The organism is Pedobacter sp. KBW06 (assembly GCF_003852525.1).
Classification (GTDB): domain Bacteria; phylum Bacteroidota; class Bacteroidia; order Sphingobacteriales; family Sphingobacteriaceae; genus Pedobacter.
Genome location: NZ_QAJL01000001.1, coordinates 1,121,213 through 1,142,544, shown reverse-complemented (window position 1 = coordinate 1,142,544; position 21,332 = coordinate 1,121,213). Strand labels below are relative to the sequence as shown.

The following is a 21,332-nucleotide window of genomic DNA, read 5'->3' as shown; positions in this document are numbered from 1 at the left end:
GATGAAAAAGTTATTTATATATACTTTACTGATTTTAGCAGGCATGAGCGCCTTCGTATCCTGCAGCAAAGAAGAAAAAGTGAGCCTGGAAAAGGAAAACCTGGATTATTTTGCGATCACGAATAAACCAAAGGAAAAATGGAATGCCCTGGATTCTTTGTGTGATACACTTTACCGGGATTACGGGGTGAAAATTGTGTATGAATATACGCCTCAGATGATCAGGCCCAACGACTTCTATTATCCTCCTGCTTATGATAAGGCTTTAGCCTATACCAGAAAGGTCATGAAAACATTGTGGCTGGAGCCATTGAAGAAAAACTTCCCTGATTATTTTAAAAAGGAAACGCCTATAGAATTTATCCTCATGGGAGGCTTTTACCATGGGCATCCAACCAATACGGCGATAGCAGCAGGTGCAGGTTTTAACGGGCAATTCTATAGGCTGGGGATGGGAGGAATCAATAACCTTGACTTGTCCAATAAAGCAGCTGTTCATGATCACGTTGTAATTTTATGGCATGAGCACGCGCATAACCAGGATGTTAAGTATGGAAGAGGAGAGATTTTTGACCGGATTTCCGTAGGTACTTATTATAAAGAAGCATGGAACACTAAAACGGAAGCTCAGGCAGTGGCTGATGGGTTTTTTAGAAAATATGGTGGGTTTGCACCTGAAGAGGATTTTGCGACTACAGTAGAACACCTGACCAGGTTTCCAAAGAATGATGTGCTGACACTGATCAATTCAAACGAAAAGCTGAAAAGAAAATATAACCTGATCACTAAGTTCTATTTGGATAAAGGTATGGACCTGCATAAGCTACAGAGCGTTATCTATGACCTTATCTACAAAAATTAATCATTATAAATCTTTATAGATATGAAAAATATACTAAAAATATCAGGTTTCCTGTCTTTGTTGCTTTTGCTTTTTGCTTCCTGCGAAAAAGACAACATCACCACTACAGTGGAAGAATTGGTGGGTACAGAAAAACAAATGGAAACAGATTTGAAACAAGTCTTGGGTAAATCGCCGAACGGTTGGGTGATGATGGTCAAAAGCACCCTGGCAGATACCGCCTGTATTCCGGTGGTAATGCAATTTGATACCACTAAAAATATGGTGAAAATGAAAAGCGTTTATGGTACAACGCCGAACAATAAATCTACCTATTTAATCAATAAAGGAGTCTCTGGAATTTTGCTTAATTTTTCGGGCGGTTCGATCGTTTCCTCCTTGATGCGGATGGATCGAAGCTACGGAGATGTGACCGATTATGTCTTTAAAGTGTTGGCAGTTAGTTCTGACGCGATTAAAATCCAATGTTTGAAAAGTGGTGAAGCATATAAACAGGAAGGGGGACAGGTTTATACCTTGTTTAAAAGACCGGACAGCTGGAAATGGGCCGATGATGTGACCTTACTGGACATGAAAACTGCTGAAGCAAAAGTAGGTCTAAACAATGTAAATGGCATTTTAACCCTTAATTATATTCCAACTTCTAAAAAGGTAAATCTGGGTTTCAGTTTTAGGAATAGTTTTGACAGTAACCTTGCGGCCTGGCAGGCAGTAGATCCTTTTTATAACAATGCTTCTGCAAATGTATTCGATAAGTTTTATATTTTCTTTAATCCTGTGAATTACAGCAACACCGGAACCATTCAGACCGTTTATGAAGATACTCCAGTGGCAAGACAGGGCTACAATGCCCTGTGTTACCTTCCTTTTAGCGGAAATGCGAGTTCTTCGACCAGTAATGCCAAATTCGTTAAAAGCATTAAAACGCCGTATTTCGTCATCAATGAGGTGATTAGAAACGGTACGAATGTGACCATTAAAGTAGCTTCCTACGATAAAACAGGAAAAGAATACATCACCGGAGAATATAAGAATTTCAATTAAACCCTGGGGTAATGAAAATAATGAGTGCCATTATTTTTGTTGATTATTCCTTTTGTTTTAGTGGCCTCTGTTATGATAACAAGCACGCTTTGATTTATCTTTTATAAAGGAAGTTATCAAAATCGAAGACCGGTAAAACTGAGGGGCTGAACTTTAATCACGAAGTTCAGCCCCTTTTGCTATGTTATACAGGCTTCTGGTAGTCTGTACAAGTCTGATTCTTACATAGAAAGCCTGTTTTTTTGTTTGCGAACCTCCATAATTTCCCGCTGATTAAACGTTTTCAGAAAAAAACTGTTTAACTTGTTCTTAGGATAACCTAATGAGACCGGATCAGACAAATGATAACGAAAATTCCCGCTAACCCAAGTTCAGGATTGTTGCCTGTTGAATTATTTGATTGTATGCCTGTGGCGGTATATGTGTGTGATCATTTGGGATATCTGACTTTTTACAATAAAGCTGCCGCAAATTTATGGGGGAGGGAGCCTGAACTGGGGAAAGATCTTTGGTGCGGTTCCTGGAAGATTTTCTGGCCGGATGGAACCCCGATGGCACCGGATACCTGTCCTATGGCCCGTACCCTGAAAGAAGGGATGCCTGTGATAGAGGAAGAGATCATGATTCAATGTCCCGATGGAACGATGAAAAATGTATTGCCAAACCCGGTTCCCTTGTTTGACGAATCAGGCGTATTGCGGGGTGCTGTAAATACACTGCTGGACATTACAGAACAGCGACAAGGGGAGAAGAAACAGGCCATGCTGGCGGCAATCATTGAATGCTCTGAAGATGCGATTGTGAGCAAAGGGCTGGATGGTTTAATAACCAGTTGGAACCAGGGCGCAGAGAAGCTATTCGGTTATACAGAAAAGGAAGTTCTGGGGCGGCACATCTCTCTACTGATACCTAAAGATCGCCTCGATGAAGAAAACCTGATTATTGACCGCGTTCGTAACAATAAGACCGTCGAACATTTTGAAACCGTTCGCATCACAAAAAATGGGGCCTCTGTGCCGATTTCCCTGACGGTATCCCCAATAAGGGACCAAAAGGGGCGGATTATCGGAGCTTCTAAAATTGCGCGCGACATCAGTATCCAGAAGCAATCAGAAGCGCAGCTGCAAAAGTTATACGATGACATTCAGACCATGAACTCCCGAAAAGACGAATTCATTGGGATGGCCAGCCATGAATTGAAAACACCGGTAACGAGTATCGATGCTTTCCTGCAACTGGTACAGCGTTCACTCAAGCTAGAAGATAAAGATAAAGAGCTGGTTTTGAAGGCCAGAAATCAGGTTGCAAAATTGATTTCCCTGATCTCCGATCTGTTGGACGTGACGAAGATCCAGACCGGGAAATTAGCCTATACCTTTACCAGTTTTGATTTTAACGACTTATTAAAAGAAGTGATCGAAGTAATGCAGCAGAACCATCCCGGTCATGAGATCAACCTGAATCATCCGGCCGGAATACTAAACGTATATGCAGATAAACAACGCCTGGAACAGGTGATCATTAACCTCGTTTCCAATGCCATCAAATACGCGCCCAACACAAATAAAATGAAGATCGGGGTGCTGAATGTTCAGGAGCACCTGCAACTGTCTGTGCAGGACTTCGGACCGGGAATAGACCTGCCGGAGCAGGAACATATCTTTTCCAGGTTCTATCAAATAAAAAAGCCTAACGGCAATGCATCAGGCTTGGGAATTGGATTGTACATCAGCAAAGAAATTATTGATCGCCATCAGGGGAAAATCTGGGTGGAGAGCAGTCCTGGGAATGGCTCAACCTTTTCTTTTCAGCTGCCGCTTCATTCACAGGACTAAACTTATTTGATGAATTCCAGTAAAGGCTCCAGAATCGTTACTTCAAATTCCTCCTGCTTTTTGATGCCTTTTTTGTTGTCTGAAAAATTATCACTAATCGGATAGTTTTTTACAAAACGGGTGTTTTTTGCACCAATCGTATACATCAATGTCCCATAACTGGTATCATTGACCAATCTTAATTCATCAAAGTCCATCAATGTTTTGGTGTAGATGCCTGGTATTTTCTTAGACACCTTGCGGGTGTTTTTGTCGAAAATCATGGTAACCCGGGCTATGAAGACAAAATCATATACCACATAGCCGCATAAACCTGCCCCAATCAGGTAAACGATCCGCTTTACATCGAACCCGATCGGTAAGAAGGGGACAACCGCAAAGCAGAGGACAATAGCGAATAAGAATGCCTTTATTTTAGTATATATACTCAGGTTGGGTTGGAAGCTCATCCTGTTGCCCGAATATTCTAAATTATAGAGCGCCATAATTAGTCCTCAATTTTCATGATATGCAACGCTTCATTAACCATATTGTTTAATGGTTTTATTGTGAAAACGGAATGGTTCAGCAACAGGATTTTTTCTTTGCCGTTGATGTTGAGTACCATACTTCCTGCACCATTCATCGTCAGGCCAAATAGCGAAACTGTCCGGGAAACAAGAAAGGTTTCAAAATTGTCTAAGCTATAGGCCACTTCAGAAGAGAAAAAGTTCTTTTTCATGAGGATCTGGTTAGACTGCATGTCTATGGTTGTTTTTGCCGTAAGGCGAAGTAAGGACAAGGCTCCTAATACCGCCATACCTATGCCGATCCACATGTTCGCTTTGTCTGTCATTCCTTTAGTGAAAATCAATGCAAGTCCGCCGAGTAAGAACAGCCCGCCAATAAATCCGATAAAAACGAATTGTGTCTTCAGGTGATATTTGTTGCCTTCTTGTTCAAAGTATTTGTAATTGTTCATAGGGAAATGGTTAAACGTTTAAGATTAAATTTTAGAATAATAAAATATATGATTGTTAAAATATATTCCTTTCTATCAAAGAAAAGATCTGTAATGACAAAATTAATGCCAAAGGTTGCCCTTAATGGACAGGTATTTATGAATACCTGTTAACAAGTTAAGTTGTTGGTTAATAAAAATGATTTTTATTCTCCCTTATGAATAATGGTGAATACCGGCTCTGTATGGGAATTTATAAAAAGCTTTTATTTGCTGGTCATCAATTGTCTGTTTCTTATTCAGATGTGATCTGAAAATAGCGCTGGTTTTCTGTGCGGTTGATCTCCTTTTTGTTGTACCAGAATTTTACAAGTACCCTGGAATTCGACCTGTTGTTAAATTCGGCGATAATTTCATCCTCCCTGCCGTCTTCCCAACGCAGGTAAGTAGTTGATTTTACCGCTGAACCATTTTTCTCCGTATTGTACAAAAATAACCTTAACCAGTAACGATCTCCTTCTTTTTCAGGTTTAAAGGTTAAGAATCCATAAGGTGCATCAAGATTTGAACGGTTAAACAATACCTTTTTTCCATCTATAAGGTAATATAACCTGATCTTCGAAATGCTTTCTTCTCCGATCTTTTTAAGATGATCATTTCCTGAGGGATCAAAAACCGCAATATCGATATTGGCCTGGACATTAAAATTTGCGTCCTGTTTGTCCTTCTTACAGGCGGTAAGCAGGAAAAGACACAAAAGGATCAGCGTGTTTTTCATAATAGCGTAATGGTAAATATCAATTGTTAATTTAAGTCTTGTTTTGGATAATGCTGTTGTTGCCATAAAAGAGCTTATTTGCTTCCTTGTTATCAATAGAGGAAGGTGACCATCCTTAATGGTATAATAATTAATTTGTAAATTACATCTTTGCATTTATAAATCATAATATGAAACTTCCTTCAATTTATTCTCTTTGGTTAAGTGCAAAACAGGTTGTGCTTCGTTTTCCCCTTCAGGTGCTTGCTGCGGTGATTGCAACGGGAATTTGTTGTTACCTCGCCGATTCTCATAAAGGGGCCATCGAAGAAGAATACCTGTCCAAGATCATCCTGATTTGCAATTTAGCTTTAACGTTCTTACTGTCGGCCGATCTGTATGCAGAAGCGAACGGCTTTGATGTTAAAAGGAAATGGGGATTTCGGTTATTGATTTTGCTGCTTTGTACAGGCCTGTATTTTGCCTTGCACCCCATACGCTTCACTTCAGACCTATATCGTGTGGCCTTTCTTGCCCTTACCGGACATCTGCTCGTCGCTTTTGCACCCTTCATCAGGAAGGGAAACCTAAACGGTTTCTGGCAGTTTAACAAGACCTTATTTCTAAGATTTTTAACCTCTGCTTTATATGCATCCGTATTGTATGCCGGCCTGGCTATTGCCCTGGTCTCTATTAATGGATTGTTCAACGTACAGATTGAAGGTGCTACCTATATCAGGTTAATGTCGGTTGTTTTTTCCGGGTTTATGACCGTCTTTTTCCTGGCCGGTGTGCCAAAAGATTTCGAGGCGCTGGACAAAGAGGAATTTTACCCCAAGGGGCTTAAAATATTTACGCAGTATGTACTGATCCCTTTAATGACAGTTTATTTGTTGATCCTGCTGGTTTATGAAGCTAAAATCATCATCAACTGGGAGCTTCCCAAAGGACTGGTCTCTTCGCTGATCTTAGGTTATGCTATATTTGGAATCTTGTCCTTGTTACTGATTTATCCCATCCGGGAGAAAGCAGGGAACGGATGGATCAAGCTGTTTTCAAAGTTTTTCTATGTCATGATGATCCCTTTGGTGATCTTATTGCTGCTGGCGATCTGGAAAAGGGTAGGGAACTATGGAATTACGGAATCCAGGTATGTCTTAATTGTGCTTTCCCTTTGGTTGTTGTTTATGACAGGGTATTTCCTGCTGGTCAAAGCTCAAAACATAAAGCTGATCCCGATCAGTCTGTGTATCCTTAGCGCATTGGCCATTTATGGCCCTCAAAGTGCTTCTTCGGTATCGAAATATGCACAGGTCAGCAGATTGAAAAAACTGTTTGCTTCTAAGGTTCAGAAAGATGTCCTGCAACGGGAGGAAGTGGTGAAGTATCTGGTAGATCGGCATGGATTAACTGCCATACAACCCTTTACAAAAGTAAACCTGAAAGAGCTGGAAGCCAGGATGGACCGGAAAAGAAAGAGGAATGATTTCTACAGTTTAAAATATGATAAACGAGATACAGCGCTTGCGCTGCTTAAAATTGACAAAGAATTGTCTGCGATGGAAAGAAGGTTTATCACTTTTGTTACCGCGGAAGAGAAGCTGGTGTCAGTAAAAGGTTATGATTATGTAATTGAGATTGGTCTCTATCAGGGAAAGCTGGAAAAGATATTGAACGGAAAGCCACTCCTTATCGAGCGACAAATCTCAGATGCGGTACTGAAAGTGAAAATAGCTGAAAATGTGGAGGCTGATTTTGATTTTTTTCTACTGGGAAAAGCTTTAATCGCTGAATATAAGCGATCTGGGGATGGAAAATTTAAGCCGCTAAGGGGGCTTGAAGATAGGTACAGTTTACCCCAGGAATCCATGAGCATCACCAGGCAGCTTGAGCATTATGAACTGACCTTTGTGGCCTCTTCTATCAGGCTGTTTGAAGATGTTAAAGAGGGAGCAAGAAAGGATGGCTCGGTTAGCTTTTCAGGCTATTTACTGATCAGGCAGAAATAGTAAACCTGCTTCGCTCAGCAGAGCGCTACTATTTCTGCCAATTTTTAGGCACCAAACTGAGTCAAATGGTGGTTGAGATGCTTATAAAACATGTTGTTCCATTCTGTCTTATTCAGGATTCCAAAGGAATGCGATTCCTTTCCGTCAAACTCAGCTTCGCCCAATTGTTGTGTCTTTTGAATAAATGCAATTAACCGGCTTTTTTCCAGTTCAAAATCCTTTTGATCTTTTATAATAAATGCAGGTGCCGTTGGACCACCTTGTTTGAAAGGTGCTTCACTAACCACCTTGTTTCTGGCAAGTAATTTCAGGATCAGCTTCATAAAGGCACCCGGTTTCGGATGTTTGTCCTCATAGACCAATTCATATGTTACACAGCAATGTGCAAGCATTTGGGAAACATTCATCTTTCCCCATTGTGCAGGAGTATCCGAACGGAGGGTATTGATGCGTTGAATGGTGTAGTCAGCAACGGGCTGACTGAAAATGTTTGGTAAGGCCATATGGTTTGATATCTTTCGATAAAAATACAACTAATAAGTATTCTGGTTAATTTTTTCTGTAGGATTCATCAGATAGGTCAGCATCGAATGGTTTTTTAGCAATTCCACCACCCGGAAGCCCTTATAATTTGTTCCCCAGTTGCCACCAAAATGACTGTCAAATAAAAAAGGAATGTTGTCCTTCATTTTAACACCATCCTGATCGTGCTCGTGACCGTGAAAAACGGCTTTAACATTCGGGTGTTTTTTTAGCAATTCGAAGAAAGCGGGGGTGTCAATGGCATTGGCAGTCCATTTGGCTTGTGGGATGTGAAGGAAGATAAAGGTATGCTCCAGGTTTTTATGGGCTTCTAGTTTCGTCTCCATCCATTTCAGGTCCGGTGGCAGGTATTCTCCTTTCTCATTAGAGGTATCCCCAAGCAGGACTGCATTTTTTTTAACGACGAAGTCATGATTTAAGGGCGTGTTCCAAACGGATTCCCAATGGGCAGGCGTCACTTTATCGTGATTCCCCCTGGTGACATAATACTTCATGGTCAGATGATCCAGTTTCTGCTTGGCAGTCAGCAGCAAATCTTTATCATCATGGATGATGTCACCGTTGATGACGCAGAAATCGAGTGGATGTTCCTCATGAAACTGATTAATGTGTTGTGTAATGGCAGCGAAGGATTCATCGAACTGGGTTTTTGGTTGTCCGTAATGACCATCGGAGGCGACAACGAAGCGAAGCCTGACATCTGGCTTCAGTTCATGGACTTCCGATGCGCTTAAATATTTAACACCACCTCCCACAAGTAGAGCAGTCGCAAAGGAGATGTTCTTGATGAAATGTCTGCGTGATGAATTCATGAGGTTAATTTATAAAATAAAAAGCAAATTAATCTCTGGCAATTTTAAGAATGCCAGAGATTAATTTTTAAGAAAAGGCTAAAACAAGCTGATCCTTTTTCTGAAATTGTAAATGGCCGGAAGCATAAATAACAGTATTAAAATGCCAACAGACAAAATATGTTGCCAGACATTTCCTGTCGCATATCCCTGGTATGTAGCTACTTTAAATTTGTCCCACTGAACGTTTTCAATGGTTTTGTTTTGAAAGATCAATGGATAAAAATACAAGCGGATCTTTTCATGATAGGTCTTTACAGCTTTCTGGAAATTGAGGTGGTTTTCCAGATCGGAGCCAGCCATTTCGTTGAGCCTCAGTTGTGTCTGGATTCCAGGTAAGAACAGGGCAGTCAGGTTTGTAAACTGATGCCTTTTGACCAGCTTTTCTGACATAGATATTGCGCCCGCCAAGGCTTCATCATCGCCCATTTGCTGCATGGCATAATACCAGTACCAGCTGAAACTCAATTCTGCGGGAAAAGGGTATTGTTTAAACTGAGGATAGTGCTGATAGAATTTATCCATGGTCTTGCTTTTATCGATGTCCCACTTTTCGTGATATCCTTCCCTTTGTTTTACCAGTGTTTCCAATGCTTCAGGAACGGGATATCTTTGTGTGAGCCAAACGTTCAGCATTGCAGGAGCAATGACGTTCAGGACCACCCAGAACGAAATCAGGAGCACCGCATTGTAATTTGATGACCTGCCCAGAGAAATCACCCAGAAGGATAAAGAAAACCAGAAGAGCAGATAGAGACTGAGCAGCAGGAAGATCAGCAGAAAACGAAGGTCCACAGGTAAATGGAGGTAAAAAATGGCACTGATCATCAATACTACCGCTACAGCAAAGATGCTGATGATCCTGATTGAAAGCTTGCGCCAGAGGACCTGCATCAGGCTTCCGGATTGTGATTTAACGAGTGCCCAGATACCCGATTCCTGATCTGAAGAAAGCAGGGAATAAGTAAAGGCAATGATCACCAGCGGGAACAGAAAGATGAAGACAAAAGCAAGGTCCATATTTCCCAGTAAGAGGGTAGAAGGGTTGCTGAGGTCGGTGTCGTAGATCTGCCCCTCCACCGCAAGCATCGTCACGGAAAGGAGGTAAGGATTGATGTCTCTCTGCCCGTTTGCAAACGCGGCCCAGCGGTCAGGAACATTAACCATGGAGAACTTGTTGTGGTACAGCAATAAGCCAGGGTCTTTGCCAAAGTGTTTGATATTTGTACCCGTTTGCTCCTGTTGCATTCTGCTGGCCTTTTCAATCACCTGGTCCTGTTGATGGATAAATTTCTTTCCGAAGTATAAGCCGGCAAATCCACTGATCAGAAGGATCAGGATGCCGGACAAGGCCGCTTTATTTCTAAAGAACAGTTTAAATTCTAATCGATATATTGTTGGATTCATATTACTTTTATAATGTTTTTACCCAGCGTGATGAAAAACCCAGGACGATCAATACAGCACAAAACCAGCAGAAAAGCGATACAATGCTCCAGATATGGTTTGAAATTACGCTGCTGACGGGTTTGAACCGGTATTGGAAGTCTGGTTGTTCTGCCCAGTTGGAACGGCTGATCGATAGTGGCTTCTCTTTTTCTCCGGGCGCAATATTGCTGATTTTTTCAATCTGAAGTTTGTTCATGCGTTGCGCGAGACCATATCGGTAAGCTTCTGCCTGAGCCTGAAAATCAATATAGGTTTTGAAATCAGCGGCAGTCAATGCCATGGATAAGTTTTTAATGGCCAAAAAGGGATTCAGGTAGCTGGCGGCTACGCTGAAACTGTTTTGTTGTTCAAAGTTCTGATTGAGTTTCTGCTGATGCTGGTTGTAAATCCCTGCGGAGATCTTTTCGCCTTCGGCCATGACATAACCGCCATAGTTGAAAGGCAGTTTTTTAACATCGTCTACCTTGTACTTCTTTAACACGGCTGCTTTTAACTGCGCGTAATGAGGATCGTCCGGATCATGGCTGTCTCCCTGCTCATGAAGATCCGATCCGATGGCGGCAGCAAATTCCATTTTTGATGGTGCGGGGTATAAGATTACGCCCAGGGCCTGGGTAATGCGGGGCATGACAATGGCAAAGAAAACCCATAAAACGAGCAGGCTGGTTAAAGCCGCTTTTGAACTTCGGTGAAAGGCGGAAACGAGCACTGCAATACCTGCGCAGATGATAAAGTAAATGGTATAGCTTAGCACAAGGAAGACAAGGCGCAGGGAAGAATCAGCACTCACCTGCCAGTCGCTCAGCATGGCCCATAACAGCACCGTTAACAGGATGATGGGGATAAACAGGCTGAAGCTCAGGCTGATGATGCCCAGCGTTTTGCCGAACAGGAGTTGTCGCCAGCTCACACCCTGACAGAGGATGATCTTGAGTGTTCCTGCCTCCCTTTCGGATGATATGCTGCTGTAACCCAGAAAAAAAATCAATAAAGGAACAAGCAGCTGAAGCACCATGGCTACACTCATCTCCCCAAACCTAAGCATGCCATTAGAAAAACCAGCTTCGCTGAAGTTAACAGTGTTTTGCTTATGGGCCTCCAGAAAAATGGAGACCCCGGCAAAGCTTTCTATACCGAAGTCAAAAAAGCTGAGTTCATGCTTGTCCCGGAAAGCAAGATAGCCGTAATGGGCCATCCGATGGGGATGCTTATCTGGCTTTGCCAGCCATTTTTCGCGCACAAGCTCCTTATATTTTAAACGCTGAGCGTTCTGAGTCTTAAAATTTTGCCAGCCAATAAAAGTAGCCAGGCATAGCGCCAGACCCAGAATGAGCGTAAGTGCTAGAGTGGCGGGATTGCTGAAGGCAGTTTTCCAGGTTCTCCTGGCAATGATAAATATCGTTTTCATAGATTTTATATAAAAGGATCAGAATCGGTAAGTAGCATTGAACATCACATTTCTCGGTGTTCCGGGAAATAACCTCAGGTAAGTTTGTGCGCCTACCCAATAAGTCTGGTTGAATAGGTTATTGACATTCATGGCGAGCTGAACCTTTGATTTAGGAGGTGAATAATACAATGCCGCATCAACAAGAGTATAGGCCGGAAGGGTAAAATCCCTGGTATACCAGGGTAGTTTATCTCCGCTGTATTGAATCCCGGCACCAATTCCGATGCCTTTTAAAATCTGGTTGTCATTAAGGTCGTATCTTGTCCAGAGGCTTCCGCTGTGCTGAGGCGTATTCTGTACGCGCTGACCATTTAAGATGGGGTTGTAATCCTGTGTAATCAGGGCATCTACATAACTATAGCCTGCATTAAACTGCCAGTTTCGTAAGATAAAACCAGAGGCTTCTAATTCAATTCCGCGACTGCGCTGTGCACCACGTTCAATCAATAAGTTCGGGTCAACCGGATCATTTGCATTCATCAACAGGTTTTTCTGGTTAATTTCAAAAACGGAAATGTTGACCATCAATGTGCGGTTCATCCATTCTGATTTGGCACCAATCTCTTTCAGGTCGCTCATTAATGGTTTGTAATTTGTTCCTGCAGGTGGAGGGACGACCACTAAATTCGAAGTATTGCCCTGTGGCTGATAACCCTGAAGGTAAGTCCCGTAAAGATTGATATTCGGGTTAAGCTCATAAGTGATCCCAAATCTTGGCAATACTTTTTTTCTGGAGCTCTTTTTCTCATTGCCGACTTTATAATTGCTGTAGTCGTCATGCCATTCCTGCCTCAATCCGAGCAAAAACGTTAATTTGTTGTATTTAATCTGGTCCTGAATATAAATGCCGTTCGCCAGCGCATATGCAGGAGAGATCTCGTTTTGTGTAAAAACATATTCACTCAGATCCCGGAGGGTATAGAGCGGTTTGGCAAGGTTAAAATGTGCAACGTTTGGAACGGGAATGTTCATCCCGTTAACTGTTTGAAAGACATAGAGGTCTTTCTTTAAAGGATCATATTTTGGAGCAATTCCGCCACTTTTCAAGCGGTAACCCTGAGCCGAACTTTCTGCAGCCCCCCGGTATTTCTGAACAGTAATGCGATCGTATCCAACAACGATCTTATGTTGCAGTGGCCCTGTTGCGGTATTGATCGCGAAATAACTGCTGATGTTATCGGTATTTAAACTTTGCTGTCTTTGAATGGCCCTGAGGCCTGCAAGGGTAGGGATGGCATTTCCGGCCTCATCCACACCGTATACATTGGTGGTGCGGTGCTCGAGCAGGTCTTCATCCCAGGTCTGCTTCATATAAGCGATGTTAAAGATGATGTCTTTGGTAAAGGCATGCGATAAATTACTCATGAGCATGATGTCGCTCGTTCGGTAACGGTCGTTACTGGCCCCCATATTGAAGGTAATGGGAGTACTTTTAAGGTCAGTCTGACCGGCAATGGCGCCAAAGATCGCTTGTCCGCGGTCTAACCTTGTTTTGTTGTTGTTTAAAACAAGTTCCACATTCAAAGCGGTTTGCTCATTGGGGATGTAAGAGAAAGATGGAGAGATGAGGTAGGCCTTTTTATATTGAAGGTCCCGAAAGCTTTTGCTGTCTTCATAACCGATATTTAAACGGTAAAGCAAGGATTTTTCCTTATTGAGCGGTCCGGTAAAATCCAGGGCGCCCCGGATGGTGCTGAAGCTTCCCGCAGAAATGCTCACCTGTTTTCTATCTTCGCTGAGTGGTTTTTTGGTCACAAGATTAATGGTTCCACCCGGATCGGAGCTGGAAAAAGAAGCGCTTGCAGGTCCTTTAATCACTTCTATCCGCTCAATATTACTCGTCAATGGCTGGAGGAAGTAATGTTGTCTGGTTCGCATGCCGTTAATAATAGCCCCTTCTTCATTCTGGTTAATTCCCCGAATGGAAAACTGGTTGTAGAAGCTGTTTTGTGTAACCGCCGGAACATTTTTTATCGCATCTGCGAGGCTGAAAGCCTGACGGTCGGCAATGAGTTCCTTGGATACAGAAGAGATTGCCTGTGGGATATCTTTATTTAAGGAAGCCGTTTTAGTGGCGGAAAAAGAGTAATCTCCATAGTATTTCTTTGCGCTGGTACCGATGACTTCTACAGTTTGTAGTTCTTCATTGGAAGGGGAAAGCCTGATGGTATCTATTTGCAGTTCTTGCCTTTTCCGAATCTGATAGACCTGCTGGAAGACTGTAAAGCCAACAGCACTGGCCCTGAGTATATAATCACCGGCCTTAGGCAATATAAATTGAAAACGACCACTGGAATCACTGGAAGTATTTAACAGGTCTTTTCCATTTCTGAATTTCAGGGTTACCTGTCTGATGGGACGGTTTTGCTGATCGGTGACCGTTCCGCTTACTTTTGTCTGTGCCTGGACAGAGCGAGAGAAAAGATGAGGCAGGAGCAGTATTAAAATGAATTTGATATAACGGAAGGTCATCTAGATGGTTTCTAAGTATAATTTCTGAAGGTCATTGGCATTGATGTCTGAAGCTTTAAGGGTGTGAACCAGTTTTCCCTGGCGCATAATTCCGATGTGGCTGCCAATGTTAACCGCATTAAAGATGTCGTGAGTAGCCATGAGTATGGATTTGCCTTTCGCTCCGAGTACTTTTACGAGCTCGGTAAATTCGTCGGTCGCTTTTGGATCAAGTCCGCTGGTTGGCTCATCCATAAGGATGACAGCCGCATTTTTTGCCAGGGCAATGGCAATGCCTACCTTCTGGCGCATGCCTTTACTAAATCCGGAAAGTGGTTTGTAATGTGCCGATTCCTGCAGACCGCATTGGGAAAGAAAGGAGGATAAACTTTCTTTGTCGTAGCTGAAACCTGCAAGCATGCTGAAATAATCCAGGTTCTCTAATGCTGTAAGCTGGACATAAAGCATCACTACTTCGGGAATATAAGCGAGGTGCTTCCGCGTCTCCTCGGATCCGGCCCGGACTTCTTTGCTGTTGATGAGCGCTTTCCCGGAACTGGCGGCTGTAAATCCCAGGAAAAGATTGATGGTGGTCGTCTTGCCTGCGCCATTCTGACCCAGAAGACAAAAGATTTCACCTGCCTTAACTTCGAGATTAAGGTTGTCCAGTGCAACATGGGACTGGTAATGTTTAGATAAGGAGATGGCTTGAAGCATTTTTTTTAAAAATTAGCATATATAGAAATGCATTACCTGGAAAGACAAGGCAATGGAATGGTAATTCAGGAATAGAAAGGTGGCAAACTGTCAGAAACAGGAAGCCTAAAGCATTAGGAGTGCAGGACCGGCGGACCTTTATTACTGCATTTCAGTATAAAGCTGGACCTGAGCTGAGGAATCAGGAATGTTCTTCTACTTTGCAATGGGGGAGGGGTAAAACTGAAGGCTTGAGGGGCGGTATAATTCAGATCCGTAGATTGATGTTTAATCAGGTCACAGGTTTTACAGGCAGAATAAAAGGTTTTGAGTTGTTCCTTTTGATGTTTGCCAACAGGGGAAGAGAAGTCTTCATGATGGTGCAAGGCAGAAATCAGCAAGGTACTGAGAAAAATAAGCAACAGGAAAACCGCCCCTGCCTGAGGGAGGATGACAGATAGATATCTCGGTTTAAAGTTCATTAATGCAACAAAGTTACAATTATATTCCTGTTGACCAAGTTTTCTTATATTCGCAGCATGTTAGCTATTGATAAACACCGCATTGCGGTCAATATCGGCAACTCTTTTATTTTTTGATGATTGCAGTCGCTTCAATTTCAATATGCACATCTTCCCGGAAAAGCTTAGTCACTTCTACCAGAGTACTGGTTGGTGGTTGCTTTAAATTAATGTACTGATCTCTGACATCACGGAACTTTTGAACCTGAGAGATATCAGTCATATAAATGGCAATCTTTACAAGATCATTCATGGTTCCGCCGGCTTCAGCTATTATTTTTTTTATGTTTTCAAATATTTGTTCCGTTTGTTTGCTGACATCGCCATTTCCAACCAGATTCCCCTTAACATCCAGTGGAACCTGCCCGGAGAGAAGAATCATACGGCTATTGCCTAAGTCAATTTCAACTGCCTGGGAATACCCTTTAGGGGGAGCAACTGCGGGAGAATTAAAGAACTTTACGGGATTGCTTTTTTGTTGGGCATTCATAGCTATCGGGAAAAATAAGAGGAACGTAAATAATAACTTATTCATTTTTTAAGGTAAAATTAATTAAAGTTCAGACCATTTTGCTGTTTTGCTACATTAAATTTACATTATCCGCATTGGAATTCTGTGTGTTTTTGTTCTAATCGTCATTTTATTGTAAATATGCACAAATATTTTTCATGAAATTATAATAAGATTATTTAAAGAAAATCATTACTTTCGTCCTTATTTATTATCTCTACCCTTTTAAAGGATTAAATCATTAGGATTGGCTGATCGTAATGGAATTATAAAGGAAATATCATGGCTTGGTCGCTATGGTAGTTTAGGTTGTGGGTGCGTTTGGTCGCGTACCCACTTTTAAATTTTCAGATGAAAAGATTAACATTATTGCCGCTCCTGCTCTCCCTTAACTTCAGCTTTGCACAGAAAACCACCAGATTTGATAGTTTATACCTCAGCCTGTTTAAGGCAAATAAATTCAATGGCAATGTCCTCATCGCTGAGAAAGGAAAGATCATTTATGAAAAGAGTTTCGGCTTTGCAGACTTTAAGACCGGAAGAAAAATAAACCGCAATACTGTATTTGAACTCGCCTCGGTTTCCAAGCAATTTACCGCAATGGGAATCGTATTGCTGGAAAAACAGGGAAAACTGAAATATGAGGATGAACTCGCCTTATACATTCCTGAATTAAACAGCTATAAAGGAGTCACCATCCTGCATTTGCTGCAGCATACGGCTGGCCTGCCTGATTATATGCAATTGTTTGAAGAGAAGGGTGATAAGTCAAAGATTGCGGTGAATCAGGATGTCATCGACCTGTTTCAGCAACTAAAGCCTAAAGCTGATTTTGCACCCAATGAAAAATGGGAATACAGCAACACGGGTTATCTTTTACTGGCGAGCATCATTGAAAGGGTGTCGAAAAAATCCTTTGCCGATTTTTTAAAGGAAAATATTTTTATCCCATTGAAGATGAAAAATTCCCTGGTATACCGGAGCAGGTATCAGCCACAGCCGATAAAAAACTATGCGAAGGGTTATACGCTGGATCCTGTTAAAGGAAAGATCCTTCCGGACGAGATGGGCAAAACATATTATACCCATTACCTGGACGGAATTGTAGGAGATGGAATGGTCAACTCCACACTGGAAGACCTGTTAAAATGGGACCGGGCATTATATACCGATCAGTTGATTAATGCGGAAGATAAAAAGAAGATCTTCAGCTCGGGTAAGACCAATACCGGAACAGAGACCAATTATGGCTACGGCTGGGCCCTGGAAGACAACAAAGTTTATGGCAAGATTGCCTCACACAGTGGGGGATGGGCAGGTTACATCACGTATATTGAAAGACATTTGGACCGGGATAAGACCATCATCGTACTTCAAAACTATGATGAAGTGAGTATTCCTGTTAAAAATACCCGGAACATATTGTACAACAGGCCTATCCCGGCGAGGGTTCCCATTGATCCGAACGCATTAAAGAGCTATTCAGGGAAATATAAAATGGGCTCCGGTGAGGATCGGATCCTGTCCGTAGCAGATGGGAAACTGTATGTTCAGCTGGATTTGGCTGACCCCCTGGATATTTCGGAGTTAATTCCAATCGGAAATCGGTTGTTTATCGATAGCGGCCTTCCTCATTCGGTGATTTACCGTTTTTTTAAGGAAGATAACGAGCTTAAGTTCCGGATACTGGAGAAAGAATCCGGATTGGATGATCAGGGGAGAAAAATAACAGGAACAACTCCCTAAATATAGGTGCCCGGCCGGAAAGCGGTTAAGACTTAAGGTTCTTATAATAATAAGCAATCGCCTGACCCAGGGATGAAATGTGCAGCTTCTCGTAAATACGTTTAGTATGGGTATTGATGGTATGAAAACTTAGTCCAAGCTCTGCGGCAACCATTTTATAACTCAGTCCTTCAGCCAGTAAACACAAAACCTCATTTTCCTTCGGACTTAATGGAGACTTTTTATCCGAAGGCTTAAAATAGTCGAGCACCCTTTGTGCGATTGCGGGATTCATTGCAGCACCACCCTCATTTACTTCTTCTATGGCCTGTAAGATCCGCTGAGGCTTATCATTCTTTAAAATATAACCGCTGGCACCATTTTTTATACTGGTAAAGATTTTTTCATTGTCATCATAGGCAGTTTGCATCAACACCTTTACCTCAGGATACTTGCTCTTGATTAACCTCAATCCCTCCAGGCCATCTACCTCGGGCATATTGATGTCCATGAGCACCACATCCGGATAAAACTGTTCTATATCTGCCAGCACATTTTTGCAGTTCAATGCTTCACCTACATATAGAAAATGATCATTCAGACTTAATAAAGCCCTGAGGCTATCTCGTCTGTCGGCATTATCATCGTATATAAAAATGCGAATACTCATAATTCAAATATACAAAGCAGATCCTGCACTAAGCTGTAATTAATTTAAGGGACAAGGGGAATACTGACCGATATGCTGGTGCCCTTATTCAGCTCAGAGCTGATCAGGAAAAGCCCATGTAATTCCTCCGTTCGTTTTCGCATATTGGCTAAGCCATTTCCCTGGTGTGCACCCGCATCAAATCCAATTCCATTATCCGTGATGTTCAGTTTAATCTGCTGCTCTGCCATTTCCATGCGTATGTTTAGCTGGCTGGCCTTGCTGTATTTTGCCGCATTGTTGATGGCTTCCTTGGTAATCAGGACGATGTTCTTCCGGAGGGTGATGTCCTGAACGGTTTTGTCTATTTCTGTCGCTATTTTAATCTTATAGTCGATCTCGGTTGCACTTAAGATGTCATTGGCAAAGTTCTTTATCCTGCTGCTCATGGTCATAAATTCGTCTTTCCCGGGTTTCATACTCCAGATGATATCCCCGATTTTGTCTGCAAGGTTCTTGCTTTGGTCTTCGATCTTTTCCAGGATCTTTCTCGCCTGTTTCGGATCTTTATTCAGGAGGTGATTGGCTACAGCACTGTTGACCTGTAAGCTGCTGAGTGATGCACCGATATCGTCATGCAGGTCGGCCGTAATCTTATTGCGCTGCTGCTCCAATGCAAATTGCTGTTCGAAAGCGATCTTCTGACGGTTTAATTTTCTCAGGTTGAGCCACCAAAAGATCAGACCTGTGCCAAGAAAAACCATCAATATCCAAAACCATTTAGCCATATAAAAGGGGGTCTTCAGGTAGAAATGAATTTTCAGCTGTTGCTTACTGATGTGATTGTTGACATCTACTGCGCGGACGTATAAATCATTGTCGCCGCTGTTGAGCTGGATATTCAAGATATTTCCCTCCATCTTGTTCCAGTGATGCGGACCATTTAAGGCATATTGAAGGTTCTTGAAATGCCCGCTGGGTTCTATCCCCGCAAACTGAAGCGTAATGTTGTTTTGATGGCTTTCCAGCGTATAATCATCGCTGATGGCAGTTTTAACCTGATTTATTTTGACACCCGTTAGTGCAGGAATCACTTCGAAACCGGGATTCCGATAACTTGCCGGAATTTTGGCGATTCCATTTTCGGTTGCTGCATATAATGTATCCCGGTGGAGGGCCAGGTCATTGACGATATTGGATGGCAGGCCATCGGTTTTTGATAAATTCTTTAAAGAGTACCGGAAGTTCGGCGCAGTTCCGGCATATTCCAGAATGCTGATTCCGTTCTTACTGCCTATCCAGAGTTTGTTTCCGGCAGCGAGCATTCTGGTGATGTTTCCGGGCAAGCCAATGTCTTCACTGATGCTGGCGATCTCCTGGTCATCTTTAAAAATAACGAGACTGCCGCTGGTTGTACTTGCCCACAAAGTACCATCTGCAGCATAGGTTAAAGAGGTCAGTTTTTTTTCAGAGAAACCTTTAAAAGGAATGAATTCCGAGACATTGAGGTCATGACGGTACTTATACAAACCCTTCGACCCAATGTAATAAATCACATTTTCGCCGGCTTTAACAAGGTTTAAGGTCCTGTCGTAAGTGCTGTTTAGTGCTCTGGTTTTTTTTGTGCGCAGGTTTAATTCGATTAATCCGGCAGTACTGCCCAGAATAATGAGGCTATCGTTGAGCGCAATGGCTGTCTTTAAGGAAGCACGAACGCCTTTCACATTCAATACGTTAACATACTTCCGGAAATTGAGGCTATAACCTGCATCGCTGATGGTGACGATGTCCTTTCCAATATTGATGATTTTTCTGTGCCAGGGAAAAAGCGTGTTAACGGCAATGTCGTGTTTCAGGTATAGCCCGTTCTTTACCTGTAAAACCTGACCATAATAATTGCCGGCAAAGATCTCCCCATCTGCGTTTACTGCAAGACTTAAAAAATTGGGGTTTACAAAGTCGGGATTGCTCGTGATTTTCCGGATTCCATTTTGACTGTAATATAAAAGTCCCTGATCCAGCGTGGCTACCCAGAGGTTTTTGTGGCGATCGATATAAGCGCAATTTACGGCAAACCGGCTGGGAATGGTATGGCGCAAAGTCAGTGTTTTTCGATCCATAATAAAGATAATTCCTTTATTGTTGATCACATTCAGGTTCTGCCCTGAAAACTTATGCCAGTAATTCGGGCCCAGTTTGGTAACGGAGTCCAGGGTATACGCCAGTGGTTGGATACTTTGAACAGAAATCTTGTAAACATTCTCGTCAGAAAACAGGTAGATGTCGTTATTCCCCAATGTTCTCGGAATAATCCCCGGGCCTGTGGGAATCAATGTATGCGCTGTTTCTTTGCCTTTCTGACTAAAACCGATCCTTGTACAACGCCCTTTATTTTTTAGAAAAACCTCTGTAGCTGTAAAATCGACGGTTTCATGGTTAACGCGGATGGCATAAAAGCCTTCATCTTTAATGCGCTGCTGTGTTACCTGTTTGTTCTTTATGAATACAATGCCCAAATCATTATGAAACCGGATCGTACCATCTGCCATCCCTGTCATTCCGAGCAGGGATTTTGCCATCCCTATTAATTGCTGACTGCCTTGATAACTGATGAACTTGTTGTTGATCTCATCAAAATAAGCAGGAGTTTGTTTGTAGGCATTTACCCAAATGGTCCCGTCCGCAGACTTCAGAACCTGTAAAACATCATTCGATGGCAGGCCATCCCGGACGGAGAAATTCTGAAAATACCTGCCGTCAAAACGGGAAACCCCATTGTCCGTTGCCAGCCATAGAAAACCTTTATTGTCTTCCACAATGTCGTAAATATGATTACTTGGCAAACCTTCATTTGTACTGAGTGCATTTAATTTAAAGTAGGGCTGTGCTTTTGTAAGGATACAAAAACAACATAAAAAGGCGAGGTGGAGGAGCGGCGTTTTGATAGTTAAATTTACTTAAAGATATGGAATTCTAATCGCCTTTATAATTTTCCACCGGTAAAAAAGGAGAATGCAAAAGCGCCCGGGGAGACTTTGC

18 protein-coding genes are annotated in these 21,332 nt (G+C 42.3%); 5 read left to right on the top strand and 13 right to left on the bottom strand.

The window, feature by feature from the left end; translation table 11 throughout:
- Position 1 precedes the first annotated feature (1 nt).
- From DBR43_RS04520 to DBR43_RS04510, 3 genes are all read left to right on the top strand, one after another.
- Positions 2–862 (top strand): substrate import-associated zinc metallohydrolase lipoprotein, encoded by an 861-nt coding sequence (locus tag DBR43_RS04520; RefSeq protein WP_124578313.1) that lies wholly within the window; start codon positions 2–4, stop codon positions 860–862.
- Between the two features lie 21 nt (positions 863–883).
- A complete protein-coding gene (locus DBR43_RS04515; RefSeq protein ID WP_124578311.1) occupies positions 884–1,906 on the top strand; it encodes a DUF4302 domain-containing protein in 1,023 nt (340 codons plus the stop codon).
- A 341-nt stretch (positions 1,907–2,247) separates the two neighbouring features.
- The gene (locus DBR43_RS04510) at positions 2,248–3,741 is read left to right on the top strand and encodes a PAS domain-containing sensor histidine kinase (protein ID WP_124578309.1); all 1,494 of its coding nucleotides are present in this window, start codon (positions 2,248–2,250) and stop codon (positions 3,739–3,741) included.
- Between the two features lie 2 nt (positions 3,742–3,743).
- Here the strand turns inward: DBR43_RS04510 and DBR43_RS04505 are convergent, their stop codons facing one another.
- The 3 genes from DBR43_RS04505 to DBR43_RS04495 all read right to left on the bottom strand — a co-directional run bounded on the left by DBR43_RS04505 (position 3,744) and on the right by DBR43_RS04495 (position 5,525).
- Positions 3,744–4,226 carry a hypothetical protein gene (locus tag DBR43_RS04505; protein ID WP_124578307.1) on the bottom strand — a complete coding sequence of 161 codons (483 nt, stop codon included), beginning with the start codon at positions 4,224–4,226 and terminating at the stop codon, positions 3,744–3,746.
- A gap of 2 nt (positions 4,227–4,228) precedes the next feature.
- Entirely contained in the window at positions 4,229–4,702 is a 474-nt protein-coding gene (locus tag DBR43_RS04500; protein WP_124578305.1) for a hypothetical protein, read from the bottom strand.
- Between the two features lie 274 nt (positions 4,703–4,976).
- Positions 4,977–5,525 carry a hypothetical protein gene (locus DBR43_RS04495; RefSeq protein WP_124578303.1) on the bottom strand — a complete coding sequence of 183 codons (549 nt, stop codon included), beginning with the start codon at positions 5,523–5,525 and terminating at the stop codon, positions 4,977–4,979.
- Positions 5,526–5,629: 104 nt separating this feature from the next.
- On the opposite strand from DBR43_RS04495, the gene DBR43_RS04490 reads away from it, so the two are divergent.
- Entirely contained in the window at positions 5,630–7,447 is a 1,818-nt protein-coding gene (locus DBR43_RS04490) for a DUF4153 domain-containing protein (RefSeq protein WP_124578301.1), read from the top strand.
- 44 nt (positions 7,448–7,491) lie between these two features.
- Here DBR43_RS04490 and DBR43_RS04485 read toward each other — a convergent pair whose 3' ends face one another.
- The 8 genes from DBR43_RS04485 to DBR43_RS04450 all read right to left on the bottom strand — a co-directional run bounded on the left by DBR43_RS04485 (position 7,492) and on the right by DBR43_RS04450 (position 15,943).
- Positions 7,492–7,950, bottom strand: coding sequence for a DUF1569 domain-containing protein (locus DBR43_RS04485; RefSeq protein ID WP_124578299.1), 459 nt, complete (start codon positions 7,948–7,950; stop codon positions 7,492–7,494).
- 30 nt (positions 7,951–7,980) lie between these two features.
- Positions 7,981–8,802 carry a metallophosphoesterase family protein gene (locus DBR43_RS04480; protein WP_124578297.1) on the bottom strand — a complete coding sequence of 274 codons (822 nt, stop codon included), beginning with the start codon at positions 8,800–8,802 and terminating at the stop codon, positions 7,981–7,983.
- Positions 8,803–8,880: 78 nt separating this feature from the next.
- The gene (locus tag DBR43_RS04475) at positions 8,881–10,248 is read right to left on the bottom strand and encodes a DUF3526 domain-containing protein (protein WP_124578295.1); all 1,368 of its coding nucleotides are present in this window, start codon (positions 10,246–10,248) and stop codon (positions 8,881–8,883) included.
- 7 nt (positions 10,249–10,255) lie between these two features.
- Entirely contained in the window at positions 10,256–11,698 is a 1,443-nt protein-coding gene (locus tag DBR43_RS04470) for a DUF3526 domain-containing protein (protein WP_124578293.1), read from the bottom strand.
- Positions 11,699–11,716: 18 nt separating this feature from the next.
- Positions 11,717–14,212, bottom strand: a complete 2,496-nt coding sequence (locus tag DBR43_RS04465) for a TonB-dependent siderophore receptor (RefSeq protein ID WP_124578291.1) — start codon at positions 14,210–14,212, stop codon at positions 11,717–11,719.
- Positions 14,213–14,908 (bottom strand): ABC transporter ATP-binding protein, encoded by a 696-nt coding sequence (locus DBR43_RS04460; protein WP_124578289.1) that lies wholly within the window; start codon positions 14,906–14,908, stop codon positions 14,213–14,215. It lies immediately after the preceding gene.
- Positions 14,909–15,021: 113 nt separating this feature from the next.
- Positions 15,022–15,369: a hypothetical protein gene (locus tag DBR43_RS04455; RefSeq protein WP_124578287.1), complete on the bottom strand. Its 348-nt coding sequence runs from the start codon at positions 15,367–15,369 to the stop codon at positions 15,022–15,024.
- A gap of 106 nt (positions 15,370–15,475) precedes the next feature.
- Positions 15,476–15,943 (bottom strand): RidA family protein, encoded by a 468-nt coding sequence (locus DBR43_RS04450; RefSeq protein ID WP_199756952.1) that lies wholly within the window; start codon positions 15,941–15,943, stop codon positions 15,476–15,478.
- A gap of 327 nt (positions 15,944–16,270) precedes the next feature.
- Between DBR43_RS04450 and DBR43_RS04445 the strand changes: the two genes are divergently transcribed.
- Positions 16,271–17,665 (top strand): serine hydrolase domain-containing protein, encoded by a 1,395-nt coding sequence (locus DBR43_RS04445; protein WP_124578285.1) that lies wholly within the window; start codon positions 16,271–16,273, stop codon positions 17,663–17,665.
- A 25-nt stretch (positions 17,666–17,690) separates the two neighbouring features.
- Here the strand turns inward: DBR43_RS04445 and DBR43_RS04440 are convergent, their stop codons facing one another.
- Entirely contained in the window at positions 17,691–18,314 is a 624-nt protein-coding gene (locus DBR43_RS04440) for a response regulator (protein WP_124578283.1), read from the bottom strand.
- Between the two features lie 44 nt (positions 18,315–18,358).
- Positions 18,359–21,136, bottom strand: coding sequence for a two-component regulator propeller domain-containing protein (locus DBR43_RS04435; RefSeq protein WP_124578281.1), 2,778 nt, complete (start codon positions 21,134–21,136; stop codon positions 18,359–18,361).
- Positions 21,137–21,332 lie beyond the last annotated feature (196 nt).